This window comes from Pseudomonas sp. 8BK, assembly GCF_902506475.1.
In the GTDB taxonomy this organism is placed as follows: Bacteria; Pseudomonadota; Gammaproteobacteria; order Pseudomonadales; family Pseudomonadaceae; genus Aquipseudomonas; species Aquipseudomonas anguilliseptica.
Genome location: NZ_LR733252.1, coordinates 230044 through 243690 on the forward strand (window position 1 = coordinate 230044; position 13647 = coordinate 243690).

Annotated in this window: 10 protein-coding genes; 3 read left to right on the forward strand and 7 right to left on the reverse strand. The window is 60.8% G+C overall.

The window, feature by feature from the left end; translation table 11 throughout:
* Positions 1–22: 22 nt before the first annotated feature.
* Entirely contained in the window at positions 23–1555 is a 1533-nt protein-coding gene (locus ACIN8IBEIGE_RS01005) for an AhpA/YtjB family protein (RefSeq protein WP_160013014.1), read from the reverse strand.
* A 174-nt stretch (positions 1556–1729) separates the two neighbouring features.
* Here ACIN8IBEIGE_RS01005 and serB point away from each other — a divergent pair, with 174 nt between their 5' ends.
* Positions 1730–2944: a phosphoserine phosphatase SerB gene (serB, locus tag ACIN8IBEIGE_RS01010; protein ID WP_160013015.1), complete on the forward strand. Its 1215-nt coding sequence runs from the start codon at positions 1730–1732 to the stop codon at positions 2942–2944.
* Between the two features lie 48 nt (positions 2945–2992).
* Here the strand turns inward: serB and ACIN8IBEIGE_RS01015 are convergent, their stop codons facing one another.
* The 5 genes from ACIN8IBEIGE_RS01015 to ACIN8IBEIGE_RS01030 all read right to left on the reverse strand — a co-directional run bounded on the left by ACIN8IBEIGE_RS01015 (position 2993) and on the right by ACIN8IBEIGE_RS01030 (position 10435).
* Positions 2993–5062 carry an EAL domain-containing protein gene (locus tag ACIN8IBEIGE_RS01015; RefSeq protein WP_160013016.1) on the reverse strand — a complete coding sequence of 690 codons (2070 nt, stop codon included), beginning with the start codon at positions 5060–5062 and terminating at the stop codon, positions 2993–2995.
* A gap of 64 nt (positions 5063–5126) precedes the next feature.
* A complete protein-coding gene (locus tag ACIN8IBEIGE_RS01020; RefSeq protein ID WP_160013017.1) occupies positions 5127–6932 on the reverse strand; it encodes a molecular chaperone in 1806 nt (601 codons plus the stop codon).
* A gap of 230 nt (positions 6933–7162) precedes the next feature.
* On the reverse strand, positions 7163–8023 hold the full coding sequence (gene asd / locus ACIN8IBEIGE_RS20870; protein ID WP_256665016.1) for an archaetidylserine decarboxylase: 861 nt from the start codon (positions 8021–8023) through the stop codon (positions 7163–7165).
* Positions 8024–8059: 36 nt separating this feature from the next.
* Positions 8060–8875 (reverse strand): rhodanese-like domain-containing protein, encoded by an 816-nt coding sequence (locus tag ACIN8IBEIGE_RS20875; RefSeq protein ID WP_256665017.1) that lies wholly within the window; start codon positions 8873–8875, stop codon positions 8060–8062.
* A gap of 45 nt (positions 8876–8920) precedes the next feature.
* Entirely contained in the window at positions 8921–10435 is a 1515-nt protein-coding gene (locus ACIN8IBEIGE_RS01030; protein ID WP_160013018.1) for an HDOD domain-containing protein, read from the reverse strand.
* A gap of 119 nt (positions 10436–10554) precedes the next feature.
* On the opposite strand from ACIN8IBEIGE_RS01030, the gene motA reads away from it, so the two are divergent.
* The gene (gene motA, locus ACIN8IBEIGE_RS01035) at positions 10555–11406 is read left to right on the forward strand and encodes a flagellar motor stator protein MotA (RefSeq protein WP_160013019.1); all 852 of its coding nucleotides are present in this window, start codon (positions 10555–10557) and stop codon (positions 11404–11406) included.
* An 8-nt stretch (positions 11407–11414) separates the two neighbouring features.
* Positions 11415–12431 carry a flagellar motor protein MotB gene (gene motB, locus ACIN8IBEIGE_RS01040; RefSeq protein ID WP_160013020.1) on the forward strand — a complete coding sequence of 339 codons (1017 nt, stop codon included), beginning with the start codon at positions 11415–11417 and terminating at the stop codon, positions 12429–12431.
* A 124-nt stretch (positions 12432–12555) separates the two neighbouring features.
* On the opposite strand, the gene rsgA is transcribed toward motB, so the two are convergent.
* Positions 12556–13587 carry a small ribosomal subunit biogenesis GTPase RsgA gene (rsgA, locus tag ACIN8IBEIGE_RS01045; RefSeq protein ID WP_160013021.1) on the reverse strand — a complete coding sequence of 344 codons (1032 nt, stop codon included), beginning with the start codon at positions 13585–13587 and terminating at the stop codon, positions 12556–12558.
* Between the last annotated feature and the right edge of the window lie 60 nt (positions 13588–13647).

Consider the following 13647-nt stretch of genomic DNA (forward strand, 5'->3'; position numbering starts at 1 on the left):
GCGGGCTTTTTGTTGGGTCGGATTAATGGTTTTCGTGCATGCGCGCCAGCTGGCGCTCCAGCAGTGATGGGTAAGGCTCCAGCAAACGCTCCACACAGCAAGCGCCTTGCGGGCTGGCGATGGCGCGAATGCGCGCGCGTTGGCTGACTAGGGCATCGTCGGCAATGCTGCGCTCGACCAGTAGCAGGTTGCGGCTGTGCTGTGACAGCGCCAGAGCGTTCTGCGCCGTTTCGCTGAGCAGCAGGTCGCCCTGGCTGAGGCCGCTGAGGTTTTCACCCAGGGTCAGGCCCAGCTGCAGCTGCAGGGTGATACCGCTGTCCGCCACTTCGATCTGCAGGGCATGACCGAGAGCGCGCATCAGTTCGCCGCAGCAGATGGCGTGGGTCAGGTAGTCCTCGCCAATATCAAGCTGGTGGAACAGCATCAGGCTGCTGCCATCGCTGAGGGTATGCAGCTCGCCTTGATACAGGCTGGCAGCCCGGTCCAGGCAGTCGCGGTAGCGTTGCAGCAACTCCATTAGGCGGCTGCGCGGCAGGCGGCGTAGCTGTTCCTGCGCACCCAGCTGGATCGCCAGTATGGCGCTGGGCAGTGGCTGCCGGATCGCGGGGGCTGGCGCAGCTTCAGGCTCGGTTTGATCGCGTAGCTCGGAAAACGGATCGTCCACTGCGCTATCGGCGTATGGTAGGTCATCGCTATGCAGCGCCCCGGCCAACTCGTCTTGCTCATCGAAGCGATCATCGCGCAGGTCACGCACTTCGAAGTCCGGCTCATCGTCGAACGACTCCGGCAGGTGGTCATCATCGTCCTGGGCTGCCGGCTCATCGTAGAACGGCTCTTCCTCTTCTTCAGGCAGTGCAGGTTTTTCCGGTACCAGGCGGGCTTGAAGCTGGCGCGCCAGGTCGCCGATTTCATCCTGACGGCCTGCGCCAGGTGCAGGATCATCCGGGTCACGCAGCCAGACGCGCAGCTGCAGCAGCGGCGTGGAGATATGCCGGCCCAGGCGCATGCTCAAGGACAGGGTCAGGGCCAGCAAAATCAGGCTGAGGATGCCCATGCTCTGCAGGCTGATGGTCATTGGTTGCTGGAACTGCTGCATGTCGAGGCTAATGCGCAGTTGCCCGGCGATCACCTCTTGGAAGGTGATGGGTGTCGAGTACAGCCCTTCGGTTTCCCCGAGCATGCTCTGGCTGGGGCGCGAACCCGCCTCGGCGAGGATGCGGTTGTCCACGCTGTAGATCGCGGCGTGTGCCACCAGCGGGTTTTTCACCAAGTTATTGAGCAGCACGTTGAGGCTGAGGATGTCGTTGGATACCAGCAGCTCGGTCGCCGAGGCAGCCGTTTGGGTAATCAGGCTGGTGCCCAGAGCTTCGGCTTGCTGCTGCATGGCATGCTTGAACTGCATGCCGATCACCCAGCCATAAATCACCAGGGCCAGGGCTACCAGCAGCAAGCTATGGCTGACAATGCGCAGCGCCAAGGGAATGCGCCGCTGGCGCAGGGCCTGGAACAGCAGCAGGAAGAAATTATCGGGTTTTACGGGGGCGGGCCGGTTCACAGAGCTCGGCTCATGTCGACTGTAGTTGGCGCGCAGTATAGCGGCGCCCCCGCAGTGGGCAAAGCGCCGTGCGTGGCTGTTTGCCGGTGAAAATGGGTAGAATGTGCGCCTTTTCCACGGCTTGTGACCTGTTCAACAAGCCGCTGCCCCTGACGCTGTACTGGAGACCGAGCCTTGCGCGAAATCGTCCTGATCAATATCACCGGCGAAGATCGCCCCGGTTTGACTGCCGCCATCACCGGCGTGCTGGCCCAGGGCGGGGTGAATATCCTCGATATTGGCCAGGCGGTGATCCATGACACCCTGTCGTTCGGCATTTTGGTCGAGATCCCGGATAACGAGCGCGCCTCGTCGGTGCTCAAGGACATCCTCTTTACCGCTTACAAGCTCGATCAGCAGGTGCGTTTCACCCCGGTATCCGAGGCCGACTACCAGCAGTGGGTCAGTGGTCAGGGCAAGGCCCGGCATATCGTCACCCTGTTGACCCGCAAGGTCACCGCTGAGCAGCTGCAGCGCGTCAGCGCCATTACCGCGCGTTATGACCTGAATATCGATCATATCGACCGCCTCTCAGGGCGCATGCCGTTGGATATGCCGGCCGAGCAGGGCAAAGGCTGCATCGAGTTTTCGGTGCGTGGCGAGCCGGCTGATCCGGCGGCCCTGCGTGCCGAGTTCCTCAGCGTGGCCCAGGAGCTGAATGTCGACATCGCCTTCCAGCGTGATTCGCTGTTCCGTCGCAACCGTCGTTTGGCGGTGTTCGATATGGATTCGACGCTGATCGAGGCAGAAGTCATCGACGAGCTGGCCAAGGCCGCCGGTGTGGGTGAGCAGGTCTCGGAGATTACCGAGCGCGCGATGCGCGGCGAGCTGGATTTCGCCGCCAGTTTCCGTGAGCGTCTGGCGCTGCTCAAGGGGCTGCCGGAGACCGTGCTGGCGGACATCGGCGCTTCGTTGCGCCTGACCGAGGGTGCCGAGACGCTGTTCAGCGAATTGCGTCGCCTGGGTTACAAGACTGCGATCCTGTCGGGTGGCTTTACCTACTTTGCCAAACAGCTGCAGGCCAAGCTGGGTATCGACTATGTGTTTGCCAACGAACTGCAGATCGTCGATGGCCTGGTTACGGGGGTAGCGGTCGAGCCGATTGTCGATGCCCAGCGCAAAGCCGACTTGCTGCGTGAGCTGGCCGCCAAAGAAGGGTTGCGTCTGGAGCAGACGATTGCCGTGGGCGATGGCGCGAATGACCTGCCAATGCTGGCCATCGCCGGGTTGGGCGTGGCGTTCCGTGCCAAGCCGCTGGTCAAGCAATCGGCCAAACAGGCGATCTCTACTCTGGGGCTGGACGGTATTCTCTATCTGCTCGGCTTTCGCGATCGCGACGGCCTGGAATAAGGCGATAAAAAAGCCGACGCATGCGTCGGCTTTTCTTTGTCCGCAGAGCTATTCGTCGCCGGCCGAGAAGTCGTAGTCCATCGACTGGCTCGGGCCCTGCAGGTAATGGCCCTGAATATAGTTGACCCCGGCCTGCCAGAGCGTTGCCAGTACGCTGGCGCTTTCGACAAAGGGCACGATGGTCAGCTTGGCCTGGGAATGCAGGCTGGCCAGCAGGGTTTTCAGTGCTTCCTGGTTTTCCGCCTTGCTCAGGTCCTGGGAGAAGGAGCTGTCGACTTTGACGAAGTCGATATGCAGGTGCTTGAGCGTGTTGAACGGGTTCAGTGAGCAGCCGAACTGAGTCAGCGCGGTCTTGCAGTGCAGCTGGTTGAGGCCCTGGGTGATGGCTTTGGCCTGCTTAAGGTAGGCAATTGCATCCGGTTCGCTGAACTGGAATACCAGAGAATCTGAAGGTAGGCGTGCCGCCTTCAGGGCCACGCTGAGCCACGGCAGCAAAGTCTGGTCCTGCAGGCTGGCGCTCGACAGGTGCACAAACAGGCGGGTGTTGTGGCCCTTACTGCGATGATCGGCGAGCAGTTTTATCGAGTTGAGGATCACCCAACGATCGATTTTCTCGGCCAGGCCGGCGTCCTTGGCTGCATTGAACAGCTCCACGGGCGGTATTTCCTCGCCCTGTGGGTTGATCAGGCGTAGCAGCGCTTCGTAGTGTTCAAAGCTGTCGCCGCGCAGGCTGATGATCGGCTGGAACAGCAGGCGGAAGCTGTTGTTTTCCAGGGCCTGTTGAATCATCGCGACGATATTGCCGCGGTTCGCCGCTGCGGCCAGCTCATCGGCCGGGTTGAACAGCTTGATGGCGTTGCCATCGCTCAGTTCGTCGGCGCAGCGGTGGGCGCGGTCAACCACTTCCTGGGCCTTGGCGGTTCTCTCATTGAGCCCTGCCACGCCAATCGACAGCGTGCTTTGCACGGTGCGGCCACTGACGTCGAACAGATGACCTTCGACCTTTTTCAGCAAGCTATCCAGCTGCTCGCGGGTGCTCTCCGGGTTGACGCCGGGTTGCAGCACAGCAAATACATCATCACCAAAGCGCGCCAGTTGTGCATCGGTGCTGAAGTGCGCACGCAGCAGATTAGCCAGGTCGGTGAGGAGGATGTCGATGCCCGCCAGGCCGATATCAGCGAGCAGGCTGGCGTAGCGGTCGACGCGGATGTAGGCAAGGCTCGAAGGCTGGCCGGCATTCACTGCGCGCTCGGCGGCACTGTCCATCAGTTCGAGGAAGTGGGTGCGGTTGAACAGGCCGGTAACCAGATCCTGGCTGCTGATCTCGCGCAGTTTTTCTTCCAGTTCGGCGTTACCGGTTTCGGCACGAATCACCACCTGGATACACGGCTCGCCATCGTAGGTGGCCGGGGAGAAGCTCATCTGCGCCGGGAAGCTCTGGCCATTGGCCTTGATCCCGGCGCAGTTGAGTTCGGCGCTGCCTTCGGCACTTTGATAGTTCTTCAGGAAGTCCTTGAAGCTCGACTGGTCGCTGCTGCCGATCAAGTCGATCATCGGCATGCCTTCCAGTTCATCGGCATCTTCGTAGGCGAACAGTTCCAGATAGGCGCGGTTGGCATAGATGTGCATGCCGTCGTGCACGTAGGTGATGGCGTCAACTGAGCTGTCGAGTAGCAGCTGGCAACGTTTTTCCGCCTCGCGCAGGGCGACTTCCGAGGCGCGGCGGGCGCGGCGTTCTTCCAGGTTGGCCAGCTCACGCTTGGCAACCAGTACCAGACGTTCGTCTTCACCTTGTGGCAGCGCGTCCTGAGCACCGAGCATCAGGGCTTCAGTGATGCTGTCGGAGTCGTTGTCGGCGAGCAGCTGAATGACCGGAATATCCTTGGCCTGGCGGCGGATCGCACCAATCGCTTCATTCGGCGCAAGCTGTTCGCTGCTTGGTGCGCAGATCAGCAGGTCCCAGCTTTGCTGCAGGGCCTCGTTAAGGTCATCGCTGGAACTCAGGCGATGCACACGGGTTGCCCGCCCGGCATTGCGGAACAGGCTGACCAGGCGCTCGGCCTCGTTCTGCGAGTCTTCGAGTATCAGTAGCCGAATGGTTTTTTTTTCAATGGCCATGGTGTGGTATCAAATCTGCGCCGAACGGGCGCGAAAAGGCGACAAAAGGGAGTGCGTCGGCAATCTACAGCGACTTCCAGAGTGAGTCAAAGTCTTCCTCCCCGCCTGGTGTGCGGCTTTTCGGCGCTGTGACAGGCTTCCCGTGCTCACTGTTGATTTGCTCGACACCCCGGTACTCGAACTGGTTGAAACTGCCGGTGCTGGTCTGTCGGCGGCTCAGTACTGCGCGATGTTCGTTGCCATTCAGATTGATGCTGACCTTATTGCCCTCCTGGAACGGCAGGCGTGCAGTAATCAGGCTGGCCGGCCGCGAGATGGCACTAATTTCCGGCAGCAGCAGGGCGCGCAGGTACTGGCTATTCTGCTCTGCCTTGCGCACCAGTTGCAGGCCGCAAGCTTGCGCGTGCGGAGCAATTAGCTCGATACCCATCTGCGTACCGCCGCCACGAACCTGGCGAATCCAGCGCACCACGGCAATGCTCCAGCCTTGTTGCGGCAAGCCTTGCACACCGAGCAGTTCACCGGCCTGCAGCTGGCTGGGGACGTCTTTCGGCCACGACAGGCAGTAGCCGCCTGGGCTGATATTGACGATGGTGACTTCGTAGGTCGGGTAGCTTTCTTGGCCGCCTAGCTCCGTCGGTGCGTTGGGCTGATTCGGCTTGTTGTATTGAATTTCTTCAAAGGGTAGGCCGTTTTCCCACTGATTGCTCTTCTGCGCATCGAATGCGTTCGACCAGATATCCGGCGCCCCGGTGTCGGCCTTGAATACTGCCGCATTGGCGGTTACCGGAACTTGTAGCACCTCGTTGAACGGACGCTTGCCGGCCAGGTAGAAATGCAGCGCACTCATGCCAATGCACAGGGTCAGGGCGCCCTGTCCCTGGCTGCGCTGGAAGGTACGTTCGGCTATATCGCCCCAGGCTGCGGCCAGGTGCTGCAGCATGTCGTGACTGAAGCCTTCGGGCACGGTCAGGCGAGATTGAGCAATGTTTTCGGCCGGCAGCAGCAGGTGTTCCTTAATGGCGTCGACCAGTTGGCTGGGGTCGATTCCTAGTGCTTTGTGCAGCTCGGTTTGCTGGAACAGCGAAATATACCGAGGCGGACCATCCACTTGCGGCGCAACGGCGAATAGGCTGGACGGCTCGTCGCCAGCCTGCAGGGTGGCCAGTGCACTCCAGGGCTCGAGCACTTCGGCGAGGCGAGCAATGGCGCTCTGGCGCATCTGGTTGCAGCGCGCGCAGCCGAGCAGCAGGGCGACCAGATAGATTTGTTCGGTGCTCATGCCTTGGGTGCGCAGGGCCTGACTATCACGAATCATGGTCTTGTGCAGGCCACGCGCCAGGGCAATCTGATACAGCTGATGCAACTCAAGCCAGAGCCCTTCGGGAACTGGGCAGTACAGCTGGCTTGCGCGAATCAATGGGCCGCACAGGCTGTGGGTTGCACGCTGCAGGGCAACGGCAAGCAGTTGATGGCGTTCCCGGCCCGGTTGCGCTGCCAGGCGTGCCACGATCAGTTTATAACCGACGGCCAGGTGGTTCTGCAGGGCCTGGCAGAGGTTGGCAACCTTGCGCGGCCGCTCATCGAGGACGATGGCTTGGTTTAGGAAGTGTTTTTCCAGTTGCTTGCAGACGAAATAGATTTCCGGGCGGAGGATTTCCAGCAGTTGCAGGCGATTTTCCGAAGGCGTCAGCAACTGGTTGAGTTCAACCAGTGCTTGATACAGCTGGCGTGCGGTTTCACCGATATTGGCTTTGGGCAGGCCATCGACCCATTTCTTCAGATCACGCGGACTGGCGTCGCAGAATGACAGGCTTTGCTTATCCGGCGTGGTGACGCGCAGTAGCAAGTGAGAATTCTGTTTATCCATCTAAATCGGATACTCCAGCACACGGGCAAGGCAGGTGAGTCTAAGAATTATGTTTCGACTCTAGCAGCATCTCGCAGGCCTCGCAGCCATGTACTTGGCTGGGTTGCCAAGCTGGCGCGACACTCAAATCATCTGGAAGTCTTTGTTGTGACTGGTTTTCATGCTCAGAGGTTCACTCTGTCCGGTCTCACGGCACTGTCCGTATAGGCTGACAGTGCCGGTTTGGCAGATTAGCCGCGTGGCGCGGCGAGGCGTTGGCCCATCTGTACCGGGCTGTTGGCGGCCAGTTCTTCAGCCCATTGCACCTGCTCCGGGCCAAACAGCACGACGGCGGTTGAGCCCAGCTTGAAACGGCCGAGTTCTGCGCCTTTCTCCAGCACAATTGGTGCGCGGGCAGCTTCGTCGTAACTGAATGTTTTCAACGTGCGTTTGGGTGGCGTGACCAAGCCCGCCCAAACGGTTTCGATCGACGCCACGATCATCGCGCCAACCAAGACCACGGCCATTGGGCCGCGTTCGGTGTCAAACAGGCAGACCACGCGCTCGTTGCGGGCAAACAGTTCGGGCACATTTTCCGCAGTGGTCTGGTTGACCGAGAACAGCCGGCCTGGCACGTAGACCATCTCTTTCAGGGTGCCGGCTAGCGGCATATGCACACGGTGGTAGTCCTTGGGCGAGAGGTAGATGGTGGCAAAGTCGCCGCCCATAAAGGCCGCTGCGCGCTCCGTGTCGCCGCCCAGCAGCTCAATCACACTGAAGCTGTGGCCTTTGGCCTGGAACACCCGACCTTGTTCGATCTTGCCAAGCTGGCTGACCGCGCCGTCGGCCGGGCTGAGGACTGCGCCAGGGCTGTCGTCGAGCGGGCGGGCGCCGTCTTTCAGGGCACGGGTAAAGAAGTCATTGAAGTGGACAAAGGCGGTCAGGTCTTCGACCTGGGCTTCGCTCATATTGACCTGGTACTGCTTGGCGAACCAGCCGATCAGGCGATTTTTGAACCAGCCGGCGCGGCATTCCGCAGCGCAGCCGATCAGGCGCGACAGTAGGTGGTGCGGCAGCAGGTACTGACTAAGGATAAACAGACGATCTTTCATTGGCGTTCCTTAAAAGTGGCGGGCGGTCTGCGGGGCTTAGCGCTCGACCGGAGTGTCGGGGTGGTTGCCCCACTCGCCCCAGGAACCGGCATAGGCTTTTACCCGTGGATAGCCGAGCAGCTTGGCGATCAGGTAGGTAAAGCCGGAGCGGTGGTGGGTCTGGCAGTGGGTGATGATTTCTTTGTCGGCGGTGATGCCGAGGCTGTTGAGTTGTGTCTGGATATCCTCGCGGATGCGCAGTGCTCGGGCTGGGTCCATCCCGGCAGTCCATTCAAAGTTGATGGCGCCGGGGATGTGCCCGGCTTTTTGCGCCAGGGCTTTTTCGCCGTTGTACTCACTGGGTGCGCGGGCATCCCAGATGGCCAGGTCGGCAGCGCCGAGGCGGCTTTGCAGGTATTCGCGGGTCGCGGTCGGCGCGCTGTTCAGCTGCAGTGCAACAGCTTGTGTACCGGTATCCGGCACTGCGCTGCTGAGCTCGCGCTCTTCTGCCAGCCAGGCGTGCAGGCCACCGTCCAGATAGTGGTAGCGCGTGTGACCAATTACATCCAGCAGCCAGATAAAGCGTCCGGCCCAGCCGCCACCTTCATCGTCATACACCACATAGACGGCATCGGGGTTGTGTCCGAGTTCGCCGAACAATTGCTCAAGTTGAGCCTGCTCAGGCAGCAAGCCAGGGGCTGGCGGTTGGCCCAGCTGGGTGCGCTTGGGGTCGACAAAGTGTGCGCCAGGGATATGGCCGGCGGTGTAGCGGGCGTTGTTGGTCAGGTCGACCAGGATCAGCTCGGGCGCATTCAGGCGGCTGGCCAGTTGCGCGGGTTCGATCAGCAAGGGCAACTCAGCGAAGGCGGTCATGCCGGGCCTCTTTTTGCAGGAAAGGGACGGATTGTAGCGGAAAGCCTAGCGCCCGCGGTTGGCAAAGCTGGCCAGCGCGCGCTCAATGCATTGCACGGTTTTGCCGAAGCCCTGCACGCAGGCATCGCTTAGTGCCGTGCCACCCTGATCGGCAAAGATCAGCATAACCACGCGGTTGTTGCTGGCGATTGAGCGAATCAGCAAATGCTCGCTGGGGAACAGGCTCTTCAGCGAACCAGGCAGCATGGCGGAAAACTGCGCGATGTTGGCCGGGCTCAGTTTTAGCTGCGCGGGGGCACTGAGCAGGCGGCGCAGCACCTGGCTTTGCTGCGGATCAAGGCTAAGGCTGGCGGCGGCTTTGTCCAGGCCGCTCTGCTGCTGTGCGATCAGGCGTGTGTGGTTGCGGTCGGCCAGCAAAATCAGTACCCGTTGCATACCGCAGGCCTGGATTGCCTGATTGGCGCAGGCGGTCAGCTGCAACACATTGCTGAACGCGCTGGGCAGGGCGAGCAGGTGCGCGCATTGCTGGCGCCACTCGCTGACAACTGCGGGCTTGGGCTGTTCGACTATGGTTTGCAGGTGCCGCGCCTGCCATGGCCAGAGTAGCGCTTCGGCCGGGTGCCAGAGGTCGGTACCGGGCATCTGTCGGGCGCTGCTGACGGCATTCTGGTGCAGCAGCTGTTGCACGTTATCGAGCGGCAGTTGCAGGAATAAACCGGTCAGGCGCTGCCAGCGCAGGCTATGCGGACTGTTCCAGGCGTAGTGCGCGGACAGTGCCAGGCCGTTGGCCAGCAGAATGCTGTTGGCCGGCTGTGTCAACCAGCGGCGCAGGTTGCTGTCGGCGTCGAGAGTTTGTTGCTGATGCAGTGGATGTTCATTGTCGCGGGCGATATGCAGTGCCTTGACCAGCAGACGTCGATCGCTGACCAGCAGCCGATAGCCCTGAGTAACCCACTCCGGTAAATGCCATTGCTCACTCAGGGCCAGGCAGAGCTTCAGCAGCGGTACGCCGAGCAACTCCTGCTCCACCTTGCTCGCGGCTTCGCCCTTGACCAGCACACGCTGCTCCCACACGTCGAACAGTTCAGGGTGGGCGGCGAGCAAGGTCCAGATCGGCGCGAGAAACAGCAGGCTGCCCCAGTGTACTTCTTGCCACAACCGCGCCAGGCGGCCAGCAAACAGGCCATTGGCCTGGTGGCTGGCATGCTGGCTGATCAGCAGAATTTGCCGCAGCGCTTTGGGTAACTCCTGCTCTGGGAGTGCGGGCAGGGCATTGAGCAGGTCTTCGGTGCGCTTGATGCCGAGGCGGCTGATCGCCGCTTCGAGGCTTTCAGTTTGCTCGCTCAGCCCACTGCTCTTGCGGTTGGCTTCACGCAAGACGCTTAGCGCCAAGGCAGGGCAATTTTGCATCAAATCCGCCAACTCGCGCATGGAGCGATTACTGTCTGCCAGGGCACGGCGCAGCTTTTGCTGACTTTCGAGGGAGGCAGGCAATAGCTGGCTGTCCAGCTGCTTGAGCCAGTCTGTCAGGGTGCGCGGATAGTGGGCGGGCTTTGGCATGCGGGTTGAGACAAGCTGGCTTTTGACCTTAACTGGCTATAGTCTCGCGCAAAACTTCCGATAAATAGAAGGGTTGTTTTGCACAGCCCCTTTCTACCCTCTCTGGCAAGTCTCTTTCTATGGCAAAAATCATCGGCATCATTGTTGTATTCGCCAGCGTGTTGGGCGGTTTTATTCTTTCCGGTGGCCAGTTTATGGCGTTGGTGCATCCCTTCGAGGTGATGATCATCGGTGGTGCGGCGTTGGGTGCTTTCCTGCAGGCCAACCCGGGTAGCGCTTTTATGCATGTGTTCAAGAAGTCGCTGAGCATGTTCAGCTCACGCTTTACGCATCACTACTACCTGGATGTGCTCAAGCTGCTGTACGAGATTCTCAACAAGAGCCGCCGCGAAGGCATGATGGCCATCGAAGCGGATGTCGAAGACCCGGCCGCCAGCCCGATTTTCAGCAAGTATCCCGGCATCCTCAAAGATCAGCAGATGACCTCTTTCATCTGCGATTACCTGCGCATCATGTCGTCCGGCAACATGGCTCCGCACGAACTGGAAGGCCTGTTCGACATGGAGATCGCCAGCCTCAAGGAAGAACTCGAACACCCGGCGCATGCTGTGGCCAAGGTGGCCGATGGTATGCCGGCCATGGGGATCGTGGCGGCGGTGCTGGGCATCGTGATCACCATGTCGATCCTCGCCGAGGCGGATAACGCGGAGATCGGCCAGAAGGTTGGTACCGCGTTGGTGGGTACTTTCCTCGGGATCTTGGCTTCCTACGGCTTCTTCGGCCCGCTCTCGGGTGCGTTGGAGCACGATGCCAAGGAAGAACTGAACGTCTATGAGGCGATTAAGGCCGGTCTGGTGGCTTCGGCCTCGGGTATGCCGCCATCGCTGGCAGTGGAGTTCTCGCGTAAGGTGCTGTTCCCTGCGCACCGTCCGAGCTTTGCCGAGCTTGAACAGGCCATGCGTGGGGGCTAACGCGAGCCATGGAAAATAACCAGCCGATTATCGTCAAGCGGGTCAAGAAGGTTGCCGGTGGCCACCACGGAGGTGCCTGGAAAATCGCCTTCGCCGACTTTGCCACGGCGATGATGGCGTTCTTTCTGGTGATGTGGTTGATGTCCTCGGCCACGCCCGAGCAGAAAAAACTGATTTCCGGCTACTTTCAGGACCCTGTGGGCTTCTCCGAAAGTGCTAGCCCCTATGTGATCGACCTGGGCGGTACACCGACCCCGGCTCCCGACCGCACCCTTAACCCGGAGCCGCAGGAAGAACAAAGTCCTGCCGAGGATTCGCAAGCCGATGTGGACAAGCTGCAGGCCGAGTCGATAGCCGAAGAAGTTGAGCGTGAGCGGCTGGAGTTGCTGTTGCAGGAATTGCAGAACAAGGTTGAGGAAAACCCTCAGCTGCAGAACTTCAAGGATCAGATCCTCTTCGAAATCACCCAGGACGGCCTGCGTATCCAGATCATGGATGCCGAAAACCGGCCGATGTTCGCCTCCGGTAGCGCGCGTTTGCAGCCGTATTTCGAAGATATCCTGCTGGCCATGACCGACACTATCGCTGCGGTGCCGAACAAGATCAGCGTCAGTGGTCATACCGATGCCGCGCCCTTTGTCGGGCGCGGCGGTTACGGCAACTGGGAGCTGTCCGCTGATCGTGCCAATGCGGCGAGGCGCGTGCTGATTGCCGGCGGCTATGACGACGAACAGGTCGCACGGGTAGTGGGCTATGCCTCCTCGGCCTTGTTTGATCGGGAGAACCCGCTTAATCCGGTCAACCGACGTATCGATATCGTGGTGCTGACCAAGAAAGCCCAGCGGGCCATTGAGGGCTCGCAAAGTGATTCGGCTGATCCACCTGCTGAGGCGGGAAACTCTCCGGATGCGCCTGCCATCACGCCCCCCGTCGTGCCCGGCGAACCGCTGCCCGATGGGCAGTTACGCGAGCGACTGAATATCTTCGAAGATGGCGTGTTGCAGTTCGATCAGCCCGCTGAATGAGCTGTGGCTGTATGTTTAAAGGCCGCGACTTGTCGCGGCCTTTTTTGTTGATGGTCTGCCATCTCTGGCGGCCACCCTGCGGGCGCGTCGCGGCGCGACGTTAAAAATCGCCCTGGCAGTTCTTTCAGTACTCGGCTTCCGGCAGGCTGGCCAGAATATGCCGGTAGCTGGCCATGCGCTGTGGGTGCAGGCGACCCTCTTCCAGCGCCTTTAGCAGGGCGCAGCCGGGTTCGCGGTCGTGCTTGCAGTCGCGGAAGCGGCATTGGCCGATCAGGTCGTGAAATTCGATAAAGCCGGCTTCGACATCGTCGCGGCTGACGTGCACCAGGCCGAACTCGCGAATCCCGGGGGAGTCGATCAGCTCGCCGCCGCCCGGGAAGTGGAACAACCGCGCGGTGGTGGTGGTGTGAGTACCTTTGCCGGTCAGTTCGGAGAGTGGCCCGACGCGGGTATCGACTTCCGGCAACAGGCTGTTGACCAGCGACGATTTACCCACCCCGGACTGGCCGACAAACACGCTGACATGGCCATCGAGCTGCTGTTGCAGCTGTTGCATGCCGTCGCCGCCATGGGCGGACACTTCCAGTAGCGGATAACCGAGTTCGCGGTACACGCCGAGCATGCGGTTGAGGGCCACGGCGTTCTGCTCATCCAGCAAGTCGGTCTTGTTCAGCAACAACAGCGGGCGGATGCCGGCGTGCTCGGCGGCTACCAGGTAGCGGTCGATCAGGTTGGCGTGGGGCTCAGGCAGCGGCGCGAAGACGATTACGATCAGGTCGACGTTGGCCGCGACTGGCTTGAGCTGGCCGCGAGTGTCCGGGCGGCAGAGTTCGGTGCTGCGCGGCAGTTGCGCGACGATCACGCCAATGCCCTGATTGCCGGCGCGCCATACCACCTGGTCACCGGTGACCATGCTCGGCAGGTTGGCACGCAGGTGGCAGCGGAATACCTGGCCGGCCAGTTCGCCATCCAGGGCCTCTACTTCGACCTGTACGCCGAAGTGAGCGATGACCAGGCCGGTCTGTTCCGGGCCGAGGTCGCCGCCTTCAAGAATCTGTACTGCCTGTGACTCGCGCTTGGCGGCACGTGCGGCGCGCTCGCCCTGGATTTTTTCGATACGCCAGTTTTGCCGGCGGTTGAGTTGGCGTTTGGCCATGGGGCTTCCGAGAGTTGAATTGCGCAATAAACGGTCGCGAGTCTAGCACGGGCTGCCTAT